The sequence below is a fragment of the Thiobacillus denitrificans DSM 12475 genome, assembly GCF_000376425.1.
Taxonomy (GTDB): domain Bacteria; phylum Pseudomonadota; class Gammaproteobacteria; order Burkholderiales; family Thiobacillaceae; genus Thiobacillus; species Thiobacillus denitrificans.
The window spans coordinates 215,331-239,232 of record NZ_AQWL01000005.1; the positions used below are offsets into that span (position 1 = coordinate 215,331).

Below are 23,902 nucleotides of genomic sequence, written 5' to 3' on the forward strand. Positions count from 1 at the left end.
ACCCCTACCTTTACCGGGCTTATATTACGCCGCCAGACGCGACAAGTCCGCAACCCGGTTCATGGTCCGGTGCAGCTGGTTCAGCAGCGCCAGGCGGTTGGCCTTGAGTGCGGGATCGTCGGCGTTGACCATCACGCCATCGAAGAAGGCATCGACCGGGATTTTGAGCGCAGCCAGCGCCTGCAGCGAGGCGGTGTAGTCGCCGGCGGCGAAGGCGGCGTCGGCACGCGGCCCAATCTCGCCCAGAGCGGCGAAGAGCGCCTTTTCCGCCGCCTCGACAAAGTGGGCGGAGTCGGCCACGGCACCGACGCCGCCTTCGGCCTTCTTCAGGATGTTGCCGACGCGCTTGTTGGCGGCGGCGAGCGCGGGGGCTTCGGGCAACCCGGCAAAGGCCCGCACCGCAGCGAGTCGCTTGGGTATTTCGCCCAGGCGTTGAGGTTTTAGGCCAACGACTGCATCGACTTCCTGTGCTGAGTAACCTTGTTCACGCAACATCCCGGACAGGCGCTCGAACATAAAGGTCTCGACTTGGCCCGCGACATCTTCGGAGAAGCCGCGAATACCGGCCGCCACGAAAAGCAGCGCATCAAGGTTCAATGGCAGATCGCGCTCGATCAGCATACGGATCACACCCAACGCATGACGACGCAGTGCGAACGGATCCTTGTCCCCAGTCGGCTTTTCACCGATGCCAAACAGTCCAACCAGCGTTTCGAGTTTGTCGGCCAGCGCCACGCACACGCCAACATCACTGCGCGGCAATTCATCGCCGGCAAAACGCGGCTTGTAGTGGTCTTCGATGGCAAAGGCGATATCGTCCGACAGGCCATCGTGTTGCGCGTAATAACGCCCCATGCTGCCCTGCAGTTCAGGAAACTCACCTACCATGTCAGTAAGTAGATCAGCTTTGGCCAGCTTCGCAGCGTTGCTGACCGATGATTCGAGTTTCTCGATTCCGAGCATCGCTGCAATTCCGACTGCAATCAGCTCGACCTTGTTACTGCGCTCGCCCTGGCTACCCAATTTATTGTGATACACCACCTTCGCCAACCCCGGCACACGGTCTGCCAGTTTTTTCTTGCGATCCTGGTCGAAGAAGAACTTGGCATCGGCCAGCCGCGGACGCACCACGCGTTCATTGCCCTGGATCACGGAAGACGCATCGTCGGGCGAGATGTTGGAAACGATGAGGAACTGGTTGGTCAGCTTGCCCGCCGTGTCCAACAACGGGAAGTATTTCTGGTTCGCCTTCATGGTGAGGATCAGGCATTCCTGCGGCACTTCGAGGAAAGCCTCCTCGAACATGCCGACCAGTACATTGGGGCGTTCGACCAGCGCGGTGACTTCGTCCAGCAGGGCATCATCCTCGATCGGCTTCAGGCCAAGCGGCGCGGCGGCGGCCTGCAACTGGCGGGCGATCTCGACGCGGCGCTCGGCGAAGCTCGCGATCACCGCACCCTCGTCAGCCATCTGCGGGGCATAGCAGTCGGCGTTGGTGATCGACACCGGACTGACGCGCGCCTCGAAGCGATGGCCCTGCGTTTCCCGGCCGGCCTCAAGGCCGAGCACCGAAACCGGCACGACTTCCGCGCCGTGCAGCGCAATCAAGCCATGTGCGGGGCGCACGAAATTGACTGTTTCCCAGCCTTCGCCTGACGGATCGGGATAGGTCATGACCTTGGGAATGGGCAGTTTTTCCAGTGCGGCTTCGAGCGCACGCTGCAGGCCATCAGCCAAGAGCGTACCGGGCGCGATGCTGTCGTGGAACAGGACTTCGTTCTTGCCGTCGGCGGCACGGCGCAGCCGGTTGACCGCGGACTCGTCCGCACCCAGCGCGGCCAGCCGCTTCAGTAGCGCGGGTGTTGCGTTACCCGCCGCATCCAGACCCACATTGACAGGCATGAGCTTGGTCGACACCGGCTTGTCGGCGGCACACGCCAGCACATTTGCGACATGCGCGCCAAGTCGGCGCGGCGAAGCGAAATGCGTGACGGTGGCACGTGTGTCCTTCAGAGTATTCGCATCGACCAGCCCTTGCGTCACCAGGTTTTCGGCCAACACAGCGGCAAACGTCTCGCCCAGTTTTTTCAGCGCCTTGGGCGGCAGTTCTTCGACGAACAGTTCAACCAGCAGATTCCGCGCGCTCATGCTGCCGCCTTCTTGTCGAATTGTGCGATGACTTCGTCCGCCCACGCCCTCGGCGCCATCGGAAAGCCGAGCCGCGCGCGGCTGTCGAGGTAGCTTCTGGCCACCGTCCGCGCCAGGTTGCGGATGCGGCCGATGTAGGCAGCGCGCTCGGTCACCGAGATCGCACCGCGCGCGTCGAGCAGGTTGAAGGTGTGCGCGGCTTTCAGCACCTGTTCATAGGCCGGCAGTGCGAGCTGCGCCGCCATCAGTTCCTGCGCCTTCTTCTCGTGCGCGGCAAACGCGGTGAGCAGAAAATCGACGTCGCTATGCTCGAAATTGTAGGCGCTCTGCTCGACTTCGTTCTGGTGGTAGACGTCGCGGTAGGTGAGCCCCTCGGTCCACACCAGGTCGAACACGCTCTCGACGCCCTGCAGATACATGGCCAGCCGCTCCAGGCCGTAGGTGATCTCGCCGGTAATCGGCTTGCAGTCGATGCCGCCGACCTGCTGGAAATAGGTGAACTGGGTGACTTCCATGCCGTTCAGCCACACCTCCCAGCCCAGCCCCCAGGCGCCGAGCGTCGGGTTTTCCCAGTCGTCCTCGACGAAGCGCACGTCGTTCTTCTTGAGGTCGAACCCCAGCGCTTCGAGTGAACCGAGATACAGCTCCAGAATGTCGGCCGGCGCCGGTTTCAACACCACCTGAAACTGATAGTAGTGCTGCAGCCGGTTGGGGTTGTCGCCGTAACGGCCATCCTTCGGCCGGCGGCTCGGCTGCACGTAGGCCGCTTTCCACGGCTCGGGACCGAGCGAGCGCAGAAAGGTCGCGGTGTGCGAGGTGCCCGCACCGACTTCCATGTCGTAGGGCTGCAGCAGCGCACAGCCGCGCTCGGCCCAGTAGCGTTGCAGGGTGAGGATGATGTCCTGGAAGGTGGGGTTCACGGCGGGTCAGCGGCTTTTCGGCAAAGCGGCATTTTAGCGTGGTTGGCGGGGGTTTCGGCAGTGCCCGATGGGCGGGAGCCGGCTCGCCTCCCAGACCGCCAATCCCGGGTTAATCCGCATCCCGAATCCTTGCCGACAAGATTCTCGAACGGGTCCGGAGTTTCAAATACCGCCGGGATTGCAACGAATCCGGCGATGAAAGCCCGCCACAACGGAACGATCTGGCAGGTTTGAGGGAAACGAAATCGGCCAAATGCAAACTATCCTGAAGAAACGCCAGGCGTCGTGGTCGTGACGTCCATCCATCCTTGATTGAATAGAGGGGTCTTCATGTCCGATCAGCTCGACTCGCTATGCATCGATACGCTGCGCTTCCTCGCGGTGGACATGGTGCAGCACGCCAATAGCGGCCATCCGGGCCTGCCGCTCGGCGCCGCGCCGATGGCCTACGCGCTGTGGACGCGCCAGCTCAAGCACCACCCGGCCAATCCGCTCTGGGCCGACCGCGACCGCTTCGTGCTGTCGGCCGGACACGGCTCCGCGCTCCTCTACAGCCTGCTGCATCTGACTGGCTACGACCTGTCGCTGGATGACATCCGGCAGTTTCGCCAATGGGGAAGCAAGGCGCCGGGGCACCCCGAGCGCGGCCACACGCCCGGCGTCGAGGTGACCACCGGCCCACTCGGGCAAGGGTTGGCGAATGCAGTCGGCCTGGCGATCGGCGAAGCCCATCTGGCGGCGCGCTATAACCGCGACGGCCACACGGTGATCGACCACCATACCTGGGCCATCGTCAGCGACGGCGACCTGATGGAAGGGATCGCCTCCGAGGCCGCCTCGCTGGCCGGGCACCTGCAACTCGGCAAGCTGATCTGCCTCTACGACGACAACAGCGTCACGCTGTCGGCCGCTACCGACATCACGTTTTCGGAAGATTGCGCCCAACGCTTCGACGCCTATGGCTGGCAGATCCTCCACGTGGCCGACGGCAACGACGTCGCCGCGATCAATGCGGCGCTCGACACCGCCCGTGCCGACACCGCGCGGCCATCGCTGATCCTGGTACGCACCCACATCGGCTTCGGCTCGCCCGAGCAGGACAGCTACAAGGCCCACGGTTCGCCGCTCGGTGTCGAGGGCGTCAAAAAGACCAAGGAAAAGCTTGGCTGGCCGGTCGATCCGCCGTTTCGAGTGCCGCAACCGGCGCTGGCGCATTTTCGCGCGGCGCTGCAACGCGGTGCCCGGGCGGAAGCCGAATGGAATGGGCGGCTGGATGCCTATGCCCGGGCATTCCCCGATCTGGCCAGCGAACTGCAGAGCCGTCTGCGCGGCGAGCTGCCGGCCGGGTGGGACGCCGACATCCCGGTCTTCTCCGCCGACGCCAGAGGCATGGCTACGCGCGTCGCCAGCGGCAGGATCATGAATGCGTTCGCGCCGAAGCTGCCTGCTCTGGTCGGCGGCTCGGCCGATCTCGACCCGTCCACCCATACCGCGCTGACGGGGCTGGGCGACTTCAATCCGGCCCCGGCATCCGGCACGGGCCGCGAAGATTCCGACCGCGACGGCTGGAGTTACGCCGGCCGCAACCTGCATTTCGGCGTGCGCGAACATGCGATGGGTGCGATCGTCAATGGCCTCGCCGCACATGGCGGCTTCATCCCCTACGGCGCCACCTTCCTGATCTTCTCCGACTACCTGCGCCCGGCAATCCGCCTGGCCGCGCTGATGGGCGTGCACGTGGTGCACGTGTTCACCCACGACAGCATCGCCGTCGGCGAGGACGGCCCCACCCACCAGCCGGTGGAGCACCTGGCCAGCCTGCGCGCGATCCCCGGTGTCACCGTGATCCGCCCTGCCGACGCCAACGAAACCGCGGTGGCGTGGCAAGTGGCGGTGGAAACCCGCGATCGCCCGGTGCTGCTGGCGCTGACCCGGCAGGACGTGCCCACGCTCGACCGCAGCCGCTATGCCGGTGCCGAAGGGCTGCGCCGCGGCGCGTATGTGCTGAGCGATTCAAAACAAACCCGGCCCGAGCTGATCCTGATTGCCAGCGGCTCCGAAGTCGCCCTCATCCTCGCCGCCGCCGAGCGCCTGCAGGACGAAGGCATCGCGGTGCGCTGCGTGTCGATGCCGAGCTGGGAACTGTTCGACGCCCAGCCGCAAAGCTACCGCGACGAGGTGCTGCCGCCGCACGTGCCGGCGCGCCTGGTGGTCGAGCTGGGGGTGTCCCAGGGCTGGTGCCGCTACGTCGGCGCCCATGGCGACATGCTCGGCGTCGAACGCTTCGGCGCCTCGGCCCCGGCCGGCGTCCTGCTGCGCGAATACGGCTTCAGCGTCGACCACGTGGCCGCGCGCGCGCGAGCGCTGCTGGCGCGCCGATAGACGGCCACGGCAGCGCGGCCCGCAACCTGTCATCAACGGAGAACACGAGCATGAACCATCCATTCAAGGTCGGCGACCACGTACGCTGGAACTCGGAGGCCGGCCTGGTGAGCGGCACGATCGTCCGGGTGCATACGCGCGACACACTCTACAAGGGGCACACGCGTCATTGCAGCCCGGAAGATCCGCAGTACGCGATCAAGAGCGACAAGACCGATCACATCGCGATGCACAAGGGCGCTGCGTTGCAGCGGATAGTCTGAGCAATGCCCGCTGGAATCGAAACGATCTGGACGATCGGCCATTCGACCCGCACGCTGGAGGCGTTTCTCGACGTGCTGGCCGCCTATCGCATCGAGGCGGTCGCCGATGTCCGGCGTTTTCCCGGCTCGCGCCGTCATCCGCATTTCGCGAAGGATGCGCTGAGTGAATCATTGCCGTCGCACGGCATCGTGTATCGGTGGTTGCCCAAGCTCGGCGGACGCCGCCCGGTGCGGCCCGATTCACCGAACGACGGCTGGCGCAACGCCTCGTTCCGCGGCTACGCCGACCATCTCGCGAGCGCGGAGTTTGCCGAAGGCCTCGACGCACTGCTGGCACTGGCCGCGCAGCGACGTACCGCCCTGATGTGCGCCGAGGCGGTGTGGTGGCGCTGCCATCGCGCGCTGATCGCCGACGTGTTGCGCGTGCGCGGCATCGAGGTGATCCATATCGTCGATGCCACGCACAGCACGGTGCATCCCTACACTTCGCCGGCGCGCATTGTAGAAGGGCGGTTGAGCTACGCACTGGCGCTGGAACAGCCGCCTTGATGAGTCGTCAGAAACCGGATGCGAGAAACCATTATGCGCTGCGTTCACGCAGCAAATGAGCCGGAAGACCCGGCTCATTGTTCAGCTCGGCATCGACGCGCAGCGCAATATCTTCGCCTGCGCCCACTCAACCGCGGCAGGAACACGGATGGCCAAATGCCGTCCAATTTACAGGCTTATTAGCAAGTGCTCGACGCCTCCAGCGCCTCGATTTCCTCCGACAACTCCAGCCACTCCCCCTCTTCGATCGCCAGTTCGTCAATGACGTGCTGAAGCTGCCTGCCGGTTTCGGCAATCGCTTCGACGGAAATCGTCCCGACCAGGCGTGCTTCAAGCGCATTTTTTTCGACTTGAAGTGCAGCCATGCTTTTGTCGAGCTTTTCCAGCTTCTGCTTCAACGCCTTGATCCTGCCCGATGACACCGGCGGTTTTTTCGCCGCCACTGGTGCAGGCTCCGGTTTTACTTTCGGCGCTTCGACCTTTTTGCCCGCCTGTTTGAGTTCTTCGCGCAGGCGCTTGCCCTCGTCCAGTAGATAGCGCTGGTAGTCGTCCAGGTCGCCATCGAAGGGCTCGACCCCGCCACGGCTGACCAGCCAGAACTCGTCGCACACCGAACGCAGCAGGGCACGGTCGTGGCTGACCAGCATCACCGTGCCTTCGAATTCGTTCAATGCCATCGCCAGCGCCTCGCGCGTGGCGAGGTCGAGGTGGTTGGTCGGCTCATCGAGCAGCAGGAGATTGGGGCGCTGCCACACGATCATGCACAGCACCAGCCGCGCCTTTTCGCCGCCGCTCATGGTGCCGACGGCCTGCTTGACCATGTCGCCGCTGAAATTGAAGGTGCCGAGAAAATTGCGCAGATCCTGCTCGCGGCTGCTGAACTGGCCGGCGCCGCCGTTGGCGATGGTGTCGCGGGCGAGACGGATCATGTGCTCCAGCGGGGTGTCGGCCGGGCGCAGCACATCGAGTTCCTGCTGCGCGAAGTAGCCGATGTTGAGGCCCTTGCCCTCGGTAACGGCGCCGGCGACGACCGGCAGGGTGCGCGCGATGGTCTTCACCAGCGTCGACTTGCCCTGGCCGTTGGCGCCAAGGATGCCGATGCGCTGGCCGGCGAAGACCGACTTGCTGACCCCCCGCACGATCACCGTCGGCTCGCCTGCTCCGCCCGCCGGCGGATAGCCGAAGCTGGCGTCGTCGATCGTCAGCATGGGGTTGGGCAGGTTGAGTGGCTCCTTGAATTCGAAGGTGAAATCCGCACTCGCCAGCATCGGCGCCAGACGCTCCATGCGGTCGAGCGCCTTGACCCGGCTTTGCGCCTGTTTGGCCTTGCTGGCCTTGGCCTTGAAGCGGTTGATAAAAGCCTGCAGATGGGCGATCTTGTCCTGCTGGCGGGCGAACGCCGCCTGCTGCAGCGCCATCTGCTCGGCACGCATGTCCTCGAAGGTGCTGTAGTTGCCGCCGTAGCGGGTGAGCTGGCCGTTTTCGATATGGATGGTGACGTTGGTCACCGCGTCGAGAAATTCGCGGTCGTGGCTGATCACCAGCAGGGTGCCGGGGTACTTCTTGAGCCAGGCTTCCAGCCACACCAGGGCGTCCAGGTCGAGGTGGTTGGTGGGTTCGTCGAGCAGCAACAGTTCCGACGGACACATCAGTGCGCGCGCCAACTGTAATCGCATGCGCCAGCCGCCGGAGAAACTGTTGACCGGCTGATCCAGCTCGCGCACCTGGAATCCCAGGCCGAGAATCAGGGCCTGCGCGCGCGACTGTGCATCGTGCGCACCGGCGTCGTGCAGCGCCATGTAGGCGTGCGCCATGCGCTCACCGTCGTCGCTGGCCTCGGCGGCGGCCACTTCTGCCTGCGCCTCGGCCAACTGGGTGTCGCCGGCGATGACGAAGCCGGTCGCGGACTCGGCCGTTTCCGGCATGTCCTGCGCCACCTGCGCCATGCGCCACTGCGTCGGCATGGAAAAATCGCCGCGGTCCTCGTGCAGGGTGCCATTCAGCAGCGCGAACAGGCTGGACTTGCCAGCGCCGTTGCGCCCCACCAGGCCGACCTTTTCGCCGGGGTTGATCGACACCGAGGCATTGTCGAGCAGCACCTTGGCGCTGCGCCGCAGGCTGAGATTCTTGAGGATGATCATGCAGAAGATGCGGCGCGCCTGAAACGCGCCGCCCAAATCGAAAGCCGGATTCTACCTTGACGCCGCCATCCGCCTGGCGGGCGTCGGCTGTTTGCCGTCTCGACACGGATTGACGACTTTCCGTCAACCCGTGCCCTGCCGCCTCTCGGGGTTTGCGGGAAACGGCTTGCAAAATATTGTTTTATCTACAGTTTTCAACCTCTCACCGCAGCAGACCCAGGTGGCACAGGCATTGCACGTATTAAGGCAAATCTCTCACCAAGGAGTGCATCATGAAACTGCAATTCGGCAAAAAACAACTGGTTCTCGAACTCAGCTCCACGCCTTTTTCCTGGTTCCACGGCCAGACCGAACGCATGAGCCTCACCAGCCTGTCGCTGCTGTTCGTACAGTTTTCCCTGTTTGCCCGCCAGCCGGCCGCCTGATGCAACTGGGCAGAAGCACCCGCGTGAGCATCAGCCTGTCATGCTCGCCGCTGGGATTTTTCAGCGGCAGCACCCGCCGCATGTCGATGTTCAGCCTGACACTGCTGTTCATCGAATTCCGCATGCTGCGGCGCGCCGCCGCATCCTGCATCTGACGCCCTAGCGGCGGATTTCCAGCGTCGCTTCCAGACCGCCCGTCGCACGGTTTTTGAGCGACACGGCCCATCCATTGGTTTCCGCCAGCTGCCGCACGATCGCCAGCCCCAGCCCGGTTCCGCCGGTAGCCTGCGAACGCGACGCATCGAGCCGGTAAAACGGCCTGAACACCTTTTCCAGCTGATCGTCGGGAATCCCCGCGCCGGCATCGCGCACGATCACCCGTGCCTGTTTGCCGGTGCACTCCAGCGCCAGCTCGACCGGCGTGCCGCCGCCATAACGCTGCGCATTCTGGACCAGGTTGGTGACGATTTGCCGCAGTGCAAGCCGGCCGGCCTCGATCTCGCACGGCACCGCACCCTGCCATGACAGGCCGGTATCGGCCGCGACCTCTTCCAGCAAACCCGCAAGGTCGAAACGCATTTTCATTTCGGCCTGCGTGGTGCGTGCCAGCTCCAGGTAGCCCGTAATCAGCCTGTTCATGTCGGCCAGATCGGCCACCGCCCGGTCAATGCGTGCCGCGCTGGGGGCATCGCGCAGCATTTCCAGGTTGAGCTGCAGCCGCGTCATCGGGGTGCGCAGGTCGTGCGAAATCCCCGCCAGCAAGGTGGTGCGGTTATCCAGCAAGTCGCGCACCTCGGCCGCCATCCGGTTGAAACGACGAGCCAGCTCGGCCAGCTCGGCCGGGCCGGTTTCCGGCAAGGGCTCGGGCAGCTCGCCCGCGCCAACCTGGCTGGCCGCCTGCGCCGCGCGCGCCAGCGGCACGGTGATGCGGCGCACCAGAAACAGGGCGGTCAGCAGACTGAGGAACGCACCCAACGCAATCACCGCGATTGCCGCCAGCGGCGGCTTGACGGCATAGCGATCGGGGAAGAATCCGGCGTGCAGGTCATGCCCGGCCACCGGAATATCCAGCCATGCCGCCGCCGTCTCCGGCACCCCGCGCAACACGATGGATTCGCCTAACCGGCGGCTCAATGCAGTTTCGATCTGCGCGCGAAAGGCGAATTGCGGGGCATCCGCGGTGGCGCCGGTGACGCCGGTGGTCAGGCGCAGGCCATGACGTCGCGCCAGCTCGCGTTCGAACGCGGCACGCGTCGGCGGCGGCAGCTCCACCCAGGTCTGCGCCGACAGCACGATCAATCCGGCCAGGTCGTCCGCCGAGCGTTCCGCCACCGGGACGATCAGGGTGCGATACACCACCCAGAACGCCGCCGCCTGGAACACGATGAAGGCGAGCGCCAGCGTCAGCGCGGTGCGGGCGTACAACGAGCGGGCAATGCGCTTCACCCTTTCCCCTGCGGCACGAACAGATAGCCCTGCCCGCGCTGGGTACGGATATAGGCCGGGTTGGCGGGATCGTCCTCGATCTTCTTGCGCAGGCGGTTCACCCGCACGTCGATGCTGCGGTCGAACGGGTCGCGCTCGAAACCGCGCAGCTGGTCCATCAGCCAGTCGCGCGACAGCGCGCGGTTGGCATGGGTGACGAAGATTTCCAGCAGTGCGTACTCGCCGCCGGTCAACGTGATTTCGACGCCGTCGCGGCTGAGGGTGCGGGCGTCGAGGTTGATGCTGAACGGGCCGAAGCGCTCCAGCCTGGCCGCTTCAGCCGGTGCGGGCGCAGTCGCGCCGCCCTGCCGCCGCAACACCGCGCGGATACGCGCCAGCAGTTCGCGTGGGTTGAACGGCTTGGGCAGGTAATCGTCGGCGCCGACCTCGAGACCGATGATGCGGTCGATGTCCTCGCCCTTGGCCGACAGCATGATGATGGGCGGAAACCCCGGCTGCGCGCGCAGCCGTCGCGCCACCGACAGGCCATCCTCGCCCGGCATCATCCAGTCGAGCACCAGCAGCGCCGGCAGCCGGGCGTTCAACAGGCGGTCGAGCGAAACGGCGTCCTCCGCCGTCTCGACCGCGTAGCCCTGGCTGCTCAGGTATTCGGCCACCAGTTCGCGTATGCCGGGATCGTCGTCGGTGACATAAATGGTGTCTTTTTGCATGCGGCAACTATAGCAGCGGGGATGGCGGGCTATTCCCATCCCGGTTACACACTGTTACAAAATCGCCCTGGCGTGAAACAGTGCGCTTACCTTCCCCAACCAAACTGCGAAGCGTGGAAGCGAAACAACGCGACCACGGATATGGAGATCACGATGGACACACGGCAAACCTGGATTATCGGACTGGCAGCACTGGGACTGGCCCTGGCCAGTCCGGTTCACGCGGCACCGGATTACATGGATGGCGCTTTCATCGTGGCCAAGCGCGACCGCGGCGACGAAGCCCGCCAGGACCGGCGCGACGCCAACAAGCCCGATCAGCGCCGCGCGACACGACGCGAGGCCGAACACAACGAACCGCCAGGTTACGGTTACGGCTACGAGCGCCGCCAGCAGGAACGGCCCGAGCCGGACAGCCATCCCCGCGGCCGTCGCTGAATTTGCACTGAACGCACTGTTGAACGAGGAGAGTCACGATGAATGCACATTCCCTGAAGCGCAGCCAAGGACATCAGCGCATTCTGCTTGCCGCACTGCTTGCCGTCAGCGCCGCCGCGCAGGCCGGTCACGGCCGCGACGACGGCTTCACCACACGCGTCAAGGTCCTGGCCAGCACCCCGGTCTACGACACCATCAACGAGCCGCGCCGCGAATGCTGGACCGAAACCGTCGGCTATGACACGCGCAGCATCCGCGATGGCAGCAATACGGGAGGGGCCATGCTCGGCGCCATCGCCGGCGGCCTGCTCGGCTCAACGGTCGGCAAGGGCAACGGCAGGGTCGCTGCCGCCGCAGTCGGCGCAGCCACCGGCGCAGTGGTGGGCGACCGCTGGAACGACGGCGATCGCCGTTACGAATCGCACCCGCGCCAGGTAGAGCGCTGCCGCACCCACGACGACTACCGTCAGGTGATCAGCGGCTACGACGTGCGCTACCGATTCCAGGGCCGCGAATACAGCACCCGTCTGCCTTACGACCCGGGCAAATGGCTGACCCTGAACGGGAACTTTTCCGTGGCCGAGGACCGGCGCGACGAGCGCTGGAACGACCGCCGCGACGACTGGAACGATTGATGCACGCACCCCGTACAACCGCTGCATTCCAACCTTGAAAGGAGTAGAACCATGCTACGCACCCTGCTGATTGCAACCGCCCTCCTGACCGCCTCCAGCGCCAGCTTCGCCCATGGCGGCAACGGTGGCTACGGCCGTGTGATAACGGTCGAACCCCAGTTCGTCATCTCGTTTGGCAGCCACCATCACGACGGCTTCCGCGTGTTGTACGAGTCCGGCGGCAGCCGCTACTGGACGCACACGTCCTACCGGCCCGGCCGCACCATCGTGCTGCCCCCGCGCCATCGCGTCCAGCATGTCCACCACTACCGTGATTACGGGCATCGCTGGGATGGGCGCCGCGACTGGAATCATCACCACAATGACTGGCGCCACGATGACCGGCGCCATGACCGCGATGGACGCCGCGACCATCGCGAGCACCGCCGCCACGGCCGCAGCTGAATCGTGACCGGGTCCAGGCTTCGCTGGACCCGGTTTTAGTGTGTGGGCGCAGGCCCTGGCCCGCGCACCTGGAACTGCACACTGTCGAGCACCCGGTCTCCCGCATCCCCCACCAATTGCAGGGTATGCCTGCCCGCAACGGGTACCCAGGCCAGCGCGCCATCCGCCTTGCCCAGATGTTCCCCATCCAGCACCCACGCAGCATCGGCCGCGCCGGTCGCCGCAAGAAACACCCGCTGCATGGATGGCGGCATGTCGGGGTCAAGCGCCAGAATGGTGCCTGCGCCGGGATATTCGATACGCGCCTCGATCACCGCGCTGACTGCCGTCTGCTTCCCTGACGGAGCCGTACCTGCGATGAACCACTCGCCCTGCCGCCGCATCACACCGGGCGGCGCGGCAGGCGGCGCCCCCGGCGTGGCGTGCAGCGCCTGCATCAGTTCCAGCCACACCGGCGCCGCGCCGGTGACGCCGGATACGCCGCGCATCGGCTGGCCGTCGAAATTGCCCACCCACACGCCGACCGTGAAACGCTGCGAAAACCCGATGCACCAGTTGTCTCGCATGTCCTTGCTGGTACCGGTTTTGACGGCACTCCAGAACGGCGTGGCGAGCGGATTCTCAAAGCCGAAAGTGACGCTGCGCGCGGTGCGGTCGGCAAGAATGTCGGCCACGATGAAGGCCGCGGCGGGTTCGATCGCCGGTCTCGATGCTGCGTCCGGCCCCGGCAGCAGCCGCGCGGCACTGACGCGGCCGCCATTGGCCAGCGCACGATAGGCATTGGTGAGCGACCATAAATCCACTTCGGGCGCGCCCAGCGCCAGCGCATAGCCGTAAAAATCGGCCTCCTGCGCCAGCGGCAGGCCGAGTTGCAGCAGGCGCTGGTGAAACGGTTCGATCCCCGTCAGCAGCAAGCTGCGCACTGCCGGCACATTGAGGCTGCCAGCCAGCGCAGTGCGCACGCTCACCCGTCCCCTGAACTGCCGGTCGTAGTTTTGCGGCACATATTGTCCGGCCGGCGTGGTAATCGCCACCGGGCTGTCGTCCAGAGGCGAGGCCGCGGTCAGGATCTGCCGCTCGATCGCCAGCGCATACAGGAAGGGTTTCAGCGTCGAGCCCGCCTGGCGTTGCGCACGCACGCCGTCGATCTGCTGCAGGGGCACGCCACGGCGGCTGCCGACATAGGCCAGCGTTTCGCCGCTGGCATTGTCGAGCACCAGCACCGCACCGTCTTCCACCTCCTGATCGGTCAATTGGGACAACTGCGATTCGAGCGCAGCTGCCGCATAGCGCTGCAGATCCAGATCGAGCGTGGTGCGAATGCGCGCCCCCGGCACCAGTTCCAGCCGGAGCGCCAGATGCGGCGCCGCACCGGCCTGTGCCCCAGTGGCTTGCCCAGGCTGCACCACTTGTTGCGCCAGGCGGCGCAGACGCACGCACTCCGCGCTATCCGCCGGCTGCCCGGCATAGCGGCATGCGCGCGCGGCCAGCTGCGCCGGCAGCGCGCGCGGCGCCGGCAACAACGCGGCCAGCAGCAGGGCTTCATCCCGAGTCAGCGCCGACGCGCCCTTGCCGAACAGCATCGCCGACGCCGCCGCTGCCCCGCGCGCCTCGCCGCGGAACGGCGCCAGATTGAGATACGCCTCCAGAATCTGCGGCTTGCTGAGGCGGCGTTCGAGTCGCCACGCCGCCGCCATCTGCCGGAGTTTGCCCACCACGCCCTTACGCGCGCCCGAGGCGAGCCCGGGCTGCAGGAATCCCGCCAGCTGCATCGTCAGCGTGCTGGCGCCGCGTCGCTTTTCGCCTTTGAGGTTTTGCCACAACGCATGGGCCAGCGCGCGCAGATCCACGCCGCTATGGTCGGCGAACCGCTTGTCCTCGAATTTCACCACGGCCTGCTGCAAGGCTGGCGAGATGGCGGCCAGTGCCTGCCACTCACCCTGCCGGCGATGGAAATCGACGCGCACCTCCTGCATCACCGCGCCATGGCGATCCAGCAGCCAGGCCGACGACGGCGGATGCTGGCGCTGAATCTGCGCCAGGTCCGGCGCCGTACCGCAGGCAGTCAGAACCGCACAGGCGCCCGCAGCCGTCCAGGTGCGCAGCCTCACGGCATCACGTCCCAATCGGCGTTGGGCAGTTCGCCGAACTGCCCAGGCTGGTACATGGCCTCGACCCGCGTCGGCGGCAGCTTGAAGCGGCCTGGATTGTCCAGTCGCAGCGTGTAGCCGAGCGTGAAGCTGCCCCTGGGGACCCAGGCGTAATACGCGCGATAGCGCTCGAACGGGCGCTCCTCGAACGCCAGCCAGGCGGTGCCCGTGCTGCGGTTGCCGCGATCCAGCAGCGCCGATTCGCCCGCGAGACCGCTGCCCAGCACGCTCGCCCCGGCAGGCACCGGCGCGTCGACCACCACCCAGCTCATGTCGGCCTGGGCCTCGATCGTCAGCGTCACCCGCGCGAGGTCGCCACGCGACCATTTGCCGGCGACTGCCTGCTGCAGCGGCACCACGCTCTGCCTGATGGCGTAGCCGGCGTTCATCGCCGTTTTCAACGGCACCGCCGCGTGGCTCATCACCGTGACCCATGGCTTGCCGCTGCCGTGGTGCATCAGGCGCAGCTCGCCGCCAGCGGCCGGCCACGGCAATGCGATGTCCTGCGGTTTCGGCCAGTTCATTGTGCGGCTCGCCGCGGCGAGTTCGACGCGCGTCTGGCCGCTCACCGGCGCAGCTTCGAACTGCCGCGAAAAGCGATCCAGCGCGATGCGCGCCCAGGCATTTGCCGTGGTCAGATCCCAGCGCCCCTGTTTTTGCCGTGCCATCAGGCCGCGCGCGAGCCGCGGAAGCTCGGCCTGCATCTCGGGCACCGTCTGCAGTACCGCCAGCGCACGCGCGGCGTTGAGGTCGGGCGACACCATCAGCCACCACAGATCGTCGCGGGTGCCGCCCGCCCAGTTGAACGTGGTGCCGCGCAAGTCCATGCGCGCGCGCAGCAGCGCCACGGTCTGTTTCAGTCGGGCCTCACGTCCGGGCACGCTAGCGAGCTGCTGCAGGATCGACAGGTAATCGATCAGCGCGGAGGTCGGCCATCGATCCGGCACCATCTGGTCCGCCCCCAGCGGCAGTGCCTCCAGCATGTCCGGCGTGGCCTGGTCGTAGCGCGCCAGCGCTTCGATGGCGGCGAGCTTGCGCAGATGGCCATCGGCAAAGCCGATACCCTCGTCCGGCAGCCGGCCGGCGACAAATGCCTGCAGGCCATTCAGCATGGCATCGCGCGCCGCATCCGGCAGCGCCTGCCGCGCGGCATGCGCAGTGGCGAGCACGTACGCGGTGAGCACGGCATCGCCAGACAGGGCCTCGCTGGCAAACGCCCTCAGCAGACCATTGCCGTCGAGATGTGCCGGCAGGCGGCTCATCGTATCCGCCCACATGGCGGCGTCGTCGAGCGCCAGTGCGCGCGACACGCGCTGCTCGATGCAGGTGTAGGGATAGGCGCGCATGTAGTCGCGCATGGCGGCAAGATTGCCCGCCAGCGTGGGGGCGGCGCTGACTGCCACGCCGCCGTGCCCGGCCAGCGCCCCGGCGGGACGCGCGACGTTCAGGCTATGGCTGCCGTCGAGCTGCAGCAGCGTCGCCTGCATCACCCGCACCGGCACGGCGGGCAGCACCAGCTGGCTCGCGCTGAGCACATCGCTGCCGCCTGCGCTGCGGGCTTCGAGCCGCCAGTTCAGCGTTCCCGCATGCGCCGGCACGGTCACTGGCCAGCTCACGCTGCGCGCCTCGCCCGGCGCCAGCTCGACCGTCTGCGGCGACACCGCGAGCAGCCCGTCATCTGCCGTGAGGGTGGGGGTCAGTGCCACCGTTTGCGGCTTGTCGCTGCCGTTGCGCACGGTGAATCCCGCCGCGAACGCATCGCCTTCACGCACCACCGGCGGCAGGCCGGCCAGCAGCATCACGTCCTGGCGCGTCTGGATGCGGGTGCCGCCATCGCCGAAGAAGCCGGTGCCCGCATGCGCCACCGCAGCGATGCGGAAGCTGGTCAGGCTGTCGTTCAGCGGCACCTTCACCTGCGCGCGACCGCTGCGGTCGAGCTTCACCCGCGCCTGCCACAGCACGCGCGTGTCGAACAGTTCGCGCGTCGGCAGCTTGCCGCCGCCACCGCCCGGCGGCAGGCTCTTGCGGCCATAGTGGCGCTTGCCGACCACCTGCATCTGCGCGGTGGCGGTGGCGACTTCCCACGGGCGCGTCGCCATCATGGCGTCGAGCAGCTTCCAGCTCGGGTTGGGCGCCAGCTCCAGCAAGCCCTCGTCCACCACCGCCAGCGCGACTTCGGCACCCGCCGGCAGCTTGCCGCCGTCGGCGCGCGTCACCCTGAGCGTCACCGGCACGTGCTCGCGCACCCGGTAAACCGGCCGCGGCGTAGTGACGCTGACATTCAACGCATGGCCGCGTTCGCCGACGCGCAGGCTCGCCGCCCCCAGCTTGTAGGCGGGCTTGCCGAGATCGACCAGCGCGGTGGGGGCAGGCTCGCCCACCCGGCCGCGCACCGCCAGCACCGAGACGACCACGTTGGGCGCGTAGCTCGGCTTGACCGGCAGCCGCACCGTAGGCGATTGCGCGGAAAGCGGCACGACGAAGCTGTCGAGCACGCCTTCGCGTTCCACCGTGACCAGCGCGGTGGCGGAGCGGAACGGCAGCTTCACCTGCAGTTCGGCAAGCTGTCCCGGCTCGTATTGCGGCCGTTCGGGCAGTACGTCCATGCGGTCGGAATCATGGCCGGGAAACCAGGCGTCGTCGCTGCCTGCCACCCACATTTCGCGGTGGGCGTGGACGCTGCGGCCGGCCGCATCGGTGGTCTTGACGCGCACGCTCAGATTGCCGCGCATCGGCGGCCTGATATCGCAGGCGAGCTGGCCGCCGGCATCGGTCACGCCGGCACAGCCCGCCGCCACGCGTTTCACCTCGCGCGTGTTTTCGTACGCATAGAAGCCGCCGATCAGGCGCTTGCGGTGACTGTAGGTGCGCACCGAAAAAATGTCCGATTCGACGCGCGCTCCCGCCACCGCCTTGCCATCGGGGTCGATCACCGCCAGCGTGTAGCGCAGCGTGTCGCGCGCGTTCCAGTCGGCAATGGCGATACCCGGAATGCGCTGCCCCGGCCACAGCAGCGTGCGGCGCGACACGGTCTGGGTGGCCCCGCTGGCGTCCCGATAGTCGAGTTCCAGACGCAGCGCCTGCAGCGTTTCGGCTTGCGGCAAGCCGCCCACCGTCAGCCGCGCCGCACCCGCCGCATCAAGCGTGGCTGCCTGCGTGCGTGCCAGGGGCTGCCGCGCGGCCGGGGCGGCCGGATCGGCGCCGTCTTCCAGTTCATAAAAGCTGTCGTCCACCGCCGTCTCGCGACTGATCCCTTCCCTGACGTTGCCGTTGGCAAAGAGGGTGCCGGGGAACGCCGCACTGGCATAAGCGGCCGGTTCGACGAGGCTGCGCAGCTTGACCGGCTGCAGGCTGGCGCCGCCACCCGACAGGTACTGCACTCCGACATCGACGCTGACGGCCGGCGCACCCACCAGCGCGGCTTGCGGCAGGCCGATCTGCGCGCGCATCGTCGGCAAGCGGAACGCCGCCACGGTGAACCGGCCCGACTGCCGCGCCCGCTCGCCCTCGCCCAGAGTAATGTCGTACGCGCCCAGCCGGGCCTCGCGCGGAATGGCCCACTGCGTTTCGGCGATGCCCTGCGGGTCGAATTTCACCGGCAGGGTATAGGCCTGCCCGCTGCCGGCATGGGTGAGGGTGAGTTTTTTCGGCAGATTCTTTTGCGCCACCCGTGCGAAACCGCTGCCCGAGCGCAGCCGGATGAAATGTTTCATCGCCACCGTATCGCCCGCCCGGAACAGGCTGCGGTCGAGCACGCTGTGCGCGATCTCCGGCGTCCACACCTCGCTCGCGGGCAGGTTGAAGCGCCACGATTCGATGCCGTTGTCCCATGACGACAGGGTGAAGCTGCGATCCTGGCCGACCCGCGCCGAAACGAACCAGCCGCCTGGCCAGTTCCGGCAGCGCGGGGCCTCGCCCAGAGCCTGTGCGATGCGGGCGCGTCCCTGTGCGTCGGTCGCCCCCTGCCATTTCAGCGTGCCCTTGCAGTCGCTCACTGCCACCTGCGCGCCGGCCACCGGCTGGCCGGAATCCAGCGCCGTCACCCACGCCAGCGAGGACTCGCGCCCGACCTTGAAATGCGCGACCAGATTGGTGACCAGCGCTGCGGTGTGGGTGTGATACGCGCCCTGGCCGTCGAGATAGGCCGCGCCAAGTTTCGGACTGGCGAGTTCGACCACATAAAACCCCGGTCCCGGCAGCGGAATGCCGACGACCTCGAAAGCCTGGCCGCCGCCCGGCTTGGGTACGCTCAACCCGGCCACCGGGCTGACCTTTTCCAGCACCGAAAAGCTGCCCGCGGGCTGACGCACGGGTGGCTTCTCCGGACGGGCTCCGGGTGTCGGACGGCCGTAGCGCACGCTTTCCAGATGCCGCAACCAGTTGATCACCATGCTGTCGGCGCCATCGCGTACCGCTGCCAGCTTGCCCGGCAGCGCCAGGGTGCGGCCGCCGGCAGCGGTTTCCAGGTTGCGCAGCGTGACCGGCAACACCGGATGCGCCGCTTCGAGCACGCCGAATGCGTCGGGGAATTTGGCCAGCGGCGGGTAGGCATCGGTGCGGAGCGCCAGCGGAAACTGCGCGGCATTGGCCAGCGCGCGGCCATCCTCGTCACGCAGCGCGGCGGGCAGACTCAGCGTGAGCACCGTCTTTTCCGGAAAGGGGCCGGCAAAACGCAGCTGCTCCAGCCACGGGGAAGCCGCCGCGCCGTCATCCGGCAGCGCCGTCCAGCTGCGCCCTGCGGCGTCGCTGAGGCGCACCCGGCGTGCGTCTTCGCGCCTGATCGCGCCACCGAAGTCGACCCGGATCGGCGTGAGCGGATTGCACGCCGCGCGCGGGTTGACCTTGCCGCACGTCGCGCGTGCATAAAACCCCGGGCGCACACGGAACGCAAACGTCTGCGCGCCCCGGCTCGCCAGCCCGTTGCCCGCTTCGACACCGACGTCCAGCACCAGGCTGACCCGGCTCTCGTTCGGCAACGGGCGCCGGCAGCGGAGCACCTCGGTGGTCTCGGCATTGGGCGCAAAGCGCCGGCGGAACAACGGGTCGTTGCCGTCTTTCAATGGCCGCAGGGCCGCCTCACGCGCCGCCCCCTGCAGCACCTCCACCTCGATGCGCTCGGCCAGTCCCGTTACCTGGCACGACGCCCGGCTCGCCAGGGTGCCGGGCTTTACCCGCGTATCGAATGTCAGCACGAAGGTCTGCCGCTCGTCGATATCACTGCTGCCATCGACGGGGCGTAAGGCCATCACCTGCGGGCCGCCGGTGTCGAAGCGGAAATTTTCCGCTTTCACCGGTTGCCCGGCCGCATCCTTCAGCCCCGCGCGAACCGTGAACGCGCAGCGCACAGCGCCCGGCAGGCCGCGCTCGAAGTCGTAGATCCAAGTGCGGTCGTCGAGCCACTTGCCGCTGCCCGCCACTGGGCAATCCACCTCGAACGGATCGGCTGCGCGCGGGTCGCCCAGCGCCACCACCGGCTGGTCGAATCTTGCCGCTGCCTGTCGCACGTCCTTGACGCTGCCCTGCGGCGAAAAATCCGCCACCTGGGCAGCCAGCGCCAGCGCCGTCCACATGCCTCCCGCCAGCCCGATCCAGATACGCATGGGGTTCCCTCCCGTGTTCGGGCCATTGTGACAAGGCGTGCGGGTTTTTCAAACCGCAGGGCAGCGGGGCTTTGCCGCCATGCGATGGCTTATGGGCGGCAGTGAACCGTTTTCCGCAGCCCGGTTCCCATTCCGTATGTCCGGCTGGAGCGCCGTGCCGACTTGGCATACCATCACTGCCCCGACGCCTCATCCTGGCAGGAACCGGCCCACGCCCATGTCGAACGCATCCCCCCCGCAGCGCCTGCTTCCTGCTTTCGCCCTCGCCCTGACCCTGATCGTGTTTGCCATGGCGACCCGTCTTGTCCTGATGACGCGGCCGGAAGTGAACATTCCACCGGGCATCGCTTCCTATGTACAGATTTTCGGCTTCGGTCTGCTGTTCGATCTGGCGGCGGCCGTGTATTTCACGGCACCGGTGGTCCTGCTGCTGGCGCTGATGCCGGACCGCTTCGCGCGCTGGCATGTGATACGCGCAGCCGGCATGGTGCTGCTGATCGCGCTGACGTTCGTGTTGCTGCTGACCGCAGTGGCGGAATGGTTCTTCTGGGAAGAATTCGGCGCCCGTTTCAATTTCATCGCCGTCGATTATCTGCTCTATTCGCATGAGGTCATCGGCAACATCCGCGAGAGCTATCCGGTCGGGAAAGTGCTTGCCGGACTCGCGATCCTGGCGATGTTGTGGTGGCTGCCCTTCATGCGCCGCATCTATGCCGCAGCCCGCGCGCCCTGGCCCTGGCGTTCCCGTCTGCTCTGGCTCGGCGCCTGGGCGGCCGTCGTGGCGGGGCTGGCCGCTGGCCTCGATGGCGATCTCAAGAACCGCAGCAGCAGCGATCATGTCAACGAACTGGCCGGCAATGGCATTTATTCCTTCTTCGCCGCCAACCGCCGCAACGAGCTGGATTTCGAACGCTTCTATACCGCGCTGCCGCCGCAGCAGGCTTTCTCCATCGTGCACCGCACGCTGGCGCAGGACGGCGGCACGTGGCTGGAGAAGCAGCCTGTCGGTGGAGTGGAACGGCTGATCCCGTCGGCCACGGCGCCGCAGCGCCTCAACGTCGTGCTGATCAGCATCGAAAGCATGGGGGCGGAATTTCTCGGCGCCTATGGCGACCGGCGCGGCCTGACGCCGAACCTGGACCGGCTGGCGCGGGAAGGCCTGTGGTTCTCGAACGTTTACGCCACCGGCAACCGCACCGTGCGCGGCCTGGAGGCGCTGGCGCTGGCGCTGCCGCCGACGCCCGGCCAGTCGATCGTGCGGCGCCCAAGGAATGAGGAACTGTTCTCGCTCGGCAGCGTGCTCGAGGATTTCAACTACGACGTGCGCTTCGCCTACGGCGGCTTCGGCTACTTCGACAACATGAATGCCTTCTTCGACCGTAACGACTACCGCACCATCGATCGCACCGACATTCCCACCGAACGCATCGGCTTCGCCAATATCTGGGGCGTGGCGGACGAGTTCCTATTCGACCACGTGCTCGACAGCCTCGGCCATATCCATCGTTCGGCACAGCGCGGCGAGGGCTCGCGGCCGTTTTTCGTGCACATCATGACCACCAGCAATCATCGTCCCTACACCTACCCGGCGGGCCGTATCGACATCCCCTCCGGCAGCGGGCGCGAGGGCGCGGTGAAGTATGCCGACTACGCCATCGGCCACCTGCTCGCCGAGGCACGCAAGCAGGACTGGTTCGACGACACCCTATTCATCGTCACCGCAGACCATGGCGCCAATGCGCGCGGCACGGTGAACATCCCGGTGGACAAGTACCGGATTCCGCTGTTTTTCTATGCGCCCAAGCACCTCAAGCCGCAGCGGGTGGACCGACTCATGTCGCAGATCGACATTGCGCCCACGCTGCTGGGCATGCTCGGGATGCGCTACTACAGCAAGTTCTTCGGGCGGGATATCCTGCACGCCCCGCCATCGGGCGACCGCGCCTTCGTCGCCAACTACCAGACGCTGGGCTATCTGAAAAACGGCCGCCTGGCCGTGTTGCGGCCCCGGCACGAAGCGGAAGTCTTCGCCGTCGATGCGCAGAACCTGCCGCTGGCGCCGCGTGCCGACCCGGCGCTGCAGCAGGAGGCGACCGCGTTCTACCAGCATGCGGCGTACGTGTTCCGCCATGGCCTGTATCGCGACGAAGAACAGCTTCCGCCGTCACAGCGAACGCCCGGCATCCCCGCTTCGACCCAGACCGAGCTACAGGAGCAGACCGGCAGCCACCAAGCGCCCCGCGACGGTTTCTGAAATCCGTCGGGCAAGGGTGCCGGCTAGGGGTGGTGAATGACGAACGCAGGTTCGGGGGTGAGGCTGCCGATCCCGCGGTGACGGGTCGGCGTCAAGCCTGTCGGCCGGGGCAGGAGCGACGCCGCGCCTCCCGTACCGGCCAGGTACGGAAAATGTTGCCGACCTAGTCTTTCGCGCGCGCGCGCCAGGCTGCCACCGCCTGGGTTCGTGCCTGAAAGATCGCGTCCCGGATCCGCGCAGGGTCGGCCTGGCGCGCCACCCCGGCGGCATCGATGGTCTGCGCCGCCTGCAGCGCCTGCCGCAGATACTCCGGTGCGGGAAACGCTTTGTCCTCGTAGCCGGGCCGGCCACGGAAATCGCATTCGCAGGCGCGCAGAAATTCCTCGAAGCGCTCCGGACGGCGGAAGGCATCGACGCGCTCCAGCAGTTCGACGACCGTGCCGGCACGCAATTCCAGCGCACGCTGGACATTGCCGTGTTCGCGCGCCACCGCGACGGCGAGTTCGCGGCAGTCGGCCGGCACACGGATGCGCTCGCTCAACGCACGCACCAGGTCTGCGCTTCGGGCTTCATGGCCATGATGCCTGGGCCACTGCTCGGGCGGCGTCGTGCCCTTGCCGAGATCGTGGGTCAATGCCGCGAAGCGCACCGGCAGACTGAAGCCCTGCCGCGCCGCCCAGTCGACCACCCGCATGACGTGCACGCCGGTATCCACTTCGGGATGATGTTCGGGCGGCTGCGGCACCCCGAACAGGCGGTCGATTTCGGGGAAGAGTCGGACCAGCGCGCCGCAGTCGCGCAGCACCTGGAACATGCGCGACGGCTGTGCTTCCATCAGGCCGCGCGCGACTTCCTGCCACACCCGCTCGGGCACCAGCGCATCGACTTCGCCGTTGTCCACCATCTGCCGCATCAACACGTTGGTTTCCGGCGCTACGGCAAAGTCGGTGAAACGGGCGGCGAAGCGCGCCACCCGCAGGATGCGCACCGGATCTTCGGCAAACGTCCCGCTCACATGGCGAAAGACGCGCGCGGCCAGATCGTCCTGCCCGCCATAGGGATCGACCAGCGTGCCGGCCGCGTCCTCGGCCATCGCGTTGATGGTGAGGTCGCGGCGGCGCAGATCCTCTTCCAGGGTGACATCCGGTGCGGCGTACACCTTGAATCCCTTGTAGCCACGCCCGGATTTGCGCTCGGTGCGCGCCAGGGCGTATTCCTCGTGCGTTTGCGGATGCAGGAAGACGGGGAAATCCTTGCCGACCGGCTGGTAGCCCAGCGCGATCATGTCGTCGGGCGTGGCGCCGACGACGACGTAGTCACGGTCGGCCAGCGGCAGGCCCAGCAACCGGTCACGCACTGCGCCGCCGACGATGTAGGCTTTCATGGCGGCGCGTCGG

The 23,902-nt window shown here is 66.7% G+C and carries 17 protein-coding genes; 9 read left to right on the plus strand and 8 right to left on the minus strand.

Going from position 1 to position 23,902, the window contains the following annotated elements; genetic code table 11:
• Positions 1–24: 24 nt before the first annotated feature.
• Entirely contained in the window at positions 25–2,148 is a 2,124-nt protein-coding gene (gene glyS / locus B059_RS0109920; RefSeq protein ID WP_018078098.1) for a glycine--tRNA ligase subunit beta, read from the minus strand.
• Positions 2,145–3,068, minus strand: a complete 924-nt coding sequence (gene glyQ, locus B059_RS0109925) for a glycine--tRNA ligase subunit alpha (RefSeq protein WP_018078099.1) — start codon at positions 3,066–3,068, stop codon at positions 2,145–2,147. The genes glyS and glyQ overlap by 4 nt, the downstream gene beginning before the upstream one ends.
• 330 nt (positions 3,069–3,398) lie before the next feature.
• Here glyQ and tkt point away from each other — a divergent pair, with 330 nt between their 5' ends.
• The 3 genes from tkt to B059_RS0109940 are packed head-to-tail and all read left to right on the plus strand — an operon-like array spanning position 3,399 to position 6,262.
• Positions 3,399–5,450, plus strand: coding sequence for a transketolase (tkt, locus tag B059_RS0109930; RefSeq protein ID WP_018078100.1), 2,052 nt, complete (start codon positions 3,399–3,401; stop codon positions 5,448–5,450).
• Between the two features lie 50 nt (positions 5,451–5,500).
• Entirely contained in the window at positions 5,501–5,713 is a 213-nt protein-coding gene (locus B059_RS0109935; RefSeq protein WP_018078101.1) for a hypervirulence associated TUDOR domain-containing protein, read from the plus strand.
• A gap of 3 nt (positions 5,714–5,716) precedes the next feature.
• A complete protein-coding gene (locus B059_RS0109940; protein WP_018078102.1) occupies positions 5,717–6,262 on the plus strand; it encodes a DUF488 domain-containing protein in 546 nt (181 codons plus the stop codon).
• Positions 6,263–6,441: 179 nt separating this feature from the next.
• Here B059_RS0109940 and B059_RS0109950 read toward each other — a convergent pair whose 3' ends face one another.
• The gene (locus tag B059_RS0109950; RefSeq protein WP_026177429.1) at positions 6,442–8,403 is read right to left on the minus strand and encodes an ABC-F family ATP-binding cassette domain-containing protein; all 1,962 of its coding nucleotides are present in this window, start codon (positions 8,401–8,403) and stop codon (positions 6,442–6,444) included.
• Positions 8,404–8,675: 272 nt separating this feature from the next.
• Between B059_RS0109950 and B059_RS21110 the strand changes: the two genes are divergently transcribed.
• Both B059_RS21110 and B059_RS21660 read left to right on the plus strand, forming a co-directional pair.
• The gene (locus B059_RS21110; RefSeq protein ID WP_018078105.1) at positions 8,676–8,828 is read left to right on the plus strand and encodes a hypothetical protein; all 153 of its coding nucleotides are present in this window, start codon (positions 8,676–8,678) and stop codon (positions 8,826–8,828) included.
• Between the two features lie 23 nt (positions 8,829–8,851).
• A complete protein-coding gene (locus B059_RS21660) occupies positions 8,852–8,983 on the plus strand; it encodes a hypothetical protein (protein WP_272867461.1) in 132 nt (43 codons plus the stop codon).
• 4 nt (positions 8,984–8,987) lie between these two features.
• On the opposite strand, the gene B059_RS0109965 is transcribed toward B059_RS21660, so the two are convergent.
• Both B059_RS0109965 and B059_RS0109970 read right to left on the minus strand, forming a co-directional pair.
• Positions 8,988–10,274 (minus strand): ATP-binding protein, encoded by a 1,287-nt coding sequence (locus tag B059_RS0109965; protein ID WP_018078107.1) that lies wholly within the window; start codon positions 10,272–10,274, stop codon positions 8,988–8,990.
• Positions 10,271–10,984: a response regulator gene (locus B059_RS0109970; protein ID WP_018078108.1), complete on the minus strand. Its 714-nt coding sequence runs from the start codon at positions 10,982–10,984 to the stop codon at positions 10,271–10,273. Before B059_RS0109970 ends, B059_RS0109965 begins: the two co-directional genes overlap by 4 nt.
• A gap of 153 nt (positions 10,985–11,137) precedes the next feature.
• Between B059_RS0109970 and B059_RS0109975 the strand changes: the two genes are divergently transcribed.
• The 3 genes from B059_RS0109975 to B059_RS0109985 are packed head-to-tail and all read left to right on the plus strand — an operon-like array spanning position 11,138 to position 12,501.
• Entirely contained in the window at positions 11,138–11,422 is a 285-nt protein-coding gene (locus B059_RS0109975) for a hypothetical protein (protein WP_018078109.1), read from the plus strand.
• A gap of 38 nt (positions 11,423–11,460) precedes the next feature.
• Positions 11,461–12,057 carry a glycine zipper 2TM domain-containing protein gene (locus B059_RS0109980; protein WP_018078110.1) on the plus strand — a complete coding sequence of 199 codons (597 nt, stop codon included), beginning with the start codon at positions 11,461–11,463 and terminating at the stop codon, positions 12,055–12,057.
• 51 nt (positions 12,058–12,108) lie between these two features.
• Entirely contained in the window at positions 12,109–12,501 is a 393-nt protein-coding gene (locus B059_RS0109985) for a hypothetical protein (protein ID WP_018078111.1), read from the plus strand.
• 35 nt (positions 12,502–12,536) lie between these two features.
• On the opposite strand, the gene pbpC is transcribed toward B059_RS0109985, so the two are convergent.
• Both pbpC and B059_RS18930 read right to left on the minus strand, forming a co-directional pair.
• Positions 12,537–14,612, minus strand: coding sequence for a penicillin-binding protein 1C (gene pbpC / locus B059_RS18925; protein ID WP_018078112.1), 2,076 nt, complete (start codon positions 14,610–14,612; stop codon positions 12,537–12,539).
• Positions 14,609–20,251, minus strand: coding sequence for an Ig-like domain-containing alpha-2-macroglobulin family protein (locus B059_RS18930; RefSeq protein ID WP_018078113.1), 5,643 nt, complete (start codon positions 20,249–20,251; stop codon positions 14,609–14,611). Before B059_RS18930 ends, pbpC begins: the two co-directional genes overlap by 4 nt.
• Positions 20,252–20,468: 217 nt before the next feature.
• Between B059_RS18930 and B059_RS18935 the strand changes: the two genes are divergently transcribed.
• Positions 20,469–22,505 (plus strand): LTA synthase family protein, encoded by a 2,037-nt coding sequence (locus B059_RS18935; RefSeq protein ID WP_018078114.1) that lies wholly within the window; start codon positions 20,469–20,471, stop codon positions 22,503–22,505.
• A gap of 163 nt (positions 22,506–22,668) precedes the next feature.
• Here the strand turns inward: B059_RS18935 and B059_RS0110005 are convergent, their stop codons facing one another.
• Positions 22,669–23,889 carry a multifunctional CCA addition/repair protein gene (locus B059_RS0110005; protein ID WP_018078115.1) on the minus strand — a complete coding sequence of 407 codons (1,221 nt, stop codon included), beginning with the start codon at positions 23,887–23,889 and terminating at the stop codon, positions 22,669–22,671.
• Positions 23,890–23,902: the final 13 nt, after the last annotated feature.

What these genes read in the sequence shown, in the direction of transcription:
- glyS (WP_018078098.1), bottom strand. Translation starts at nt 2,148, where the DNA reads ATGAGCGCGCGGAATCTGCTGGTTGAACTGTTCGTCGAAGAACTGCCG.
- tkt (WP_018078100.1), top strand. Translation starts at nt 3,399, where the DNA reads ATGTCCGATCAGCTCGACTCGCTATGCATCGATACGCTGCGCTTCCTC.
- B059_RS0109935 (WP_018078101.1), top strand. Translation starts at nt 5,501, where the DNA reads ATGAACCATCCATTCAAGGTCGGCGACCACGTACGCTGGAACTCGGAG.
- B059_RS0109940 (WP_018078102.1), top strand. Translation starts at nt 5,717, where the DNA reads ATGCCCGCTGGAATCGAAACGATCTGGACGATCGGCCATTCGACCCGC.
- B059_RS0109950 (WP_026177429.1), bottom strand. Translation starts at nt 8,403, where the DNA reads ATGATCATCCTCAAGAATCTCAGCCTGCGGCGCAGCGCCAAGGTGCTG.
- B059_RS21110 (WP_018078105.1), top strand. Translation starts at nt 8,676, where the DNA reads ATGAAACTGCAATTCGGCAAAAAACAACTGGTTCTCGAACTCAGCTCC.
- B059_RS0109970 (WP_018078108.1), bottom strand. Translation starts at nt 10,984, where the DNA reads ATGCAAAAAGACACCATTTATGTCACCGACGACGATCCCGGCATACGC.
- B059_RS0109975 (WP_018078109.1), top strand. Translation starts at nt 11,138, where the DNA reads ATGGACACACGGCAAACCTGGATTATCGGACTGGCAGCACTGGGACTG.
- B059_RS0109980 (WP_018078110.1), top strand. Translation starts at nt 11,461, where the DNA reads ATGAATGCACATTCCCTGAAGCGCAGCCAAGGACATCAGCGCATTCTG.
- B059_RS0109985 (WP_018078111.1), top strand. Translation starts at nt 12,109, where the DNA reads ATGCTACGCACCCTGCTGATTGCAACCGCCCTCCTGACCGCCTCCAGC.
- B059_RS18930 (WP_018078113.1), bottom strand. Translation starts at nt 20,251, where the DNA reads ATGCGTATCTGGATCGGGCTGGCGGGAGGCATGTGGACGGCGCTGGCG.
- B059_RS18935 (WP_018078114.1), top strand. Translation starts at nt 20,469, where the DNA reads ATGTCGAACGCATCCCCCCCGCAGCGCCTGCTTCCTGCTTTCGCCCTC.
- B059_RS0110005 (WP_018078115.1), bottom strand. Translation starts at nt 23,889, where the DNA reads ATGAAAGCCTACATCGTCGGCGGCGCAGTGCGTGACCGGTTGCTGGGC.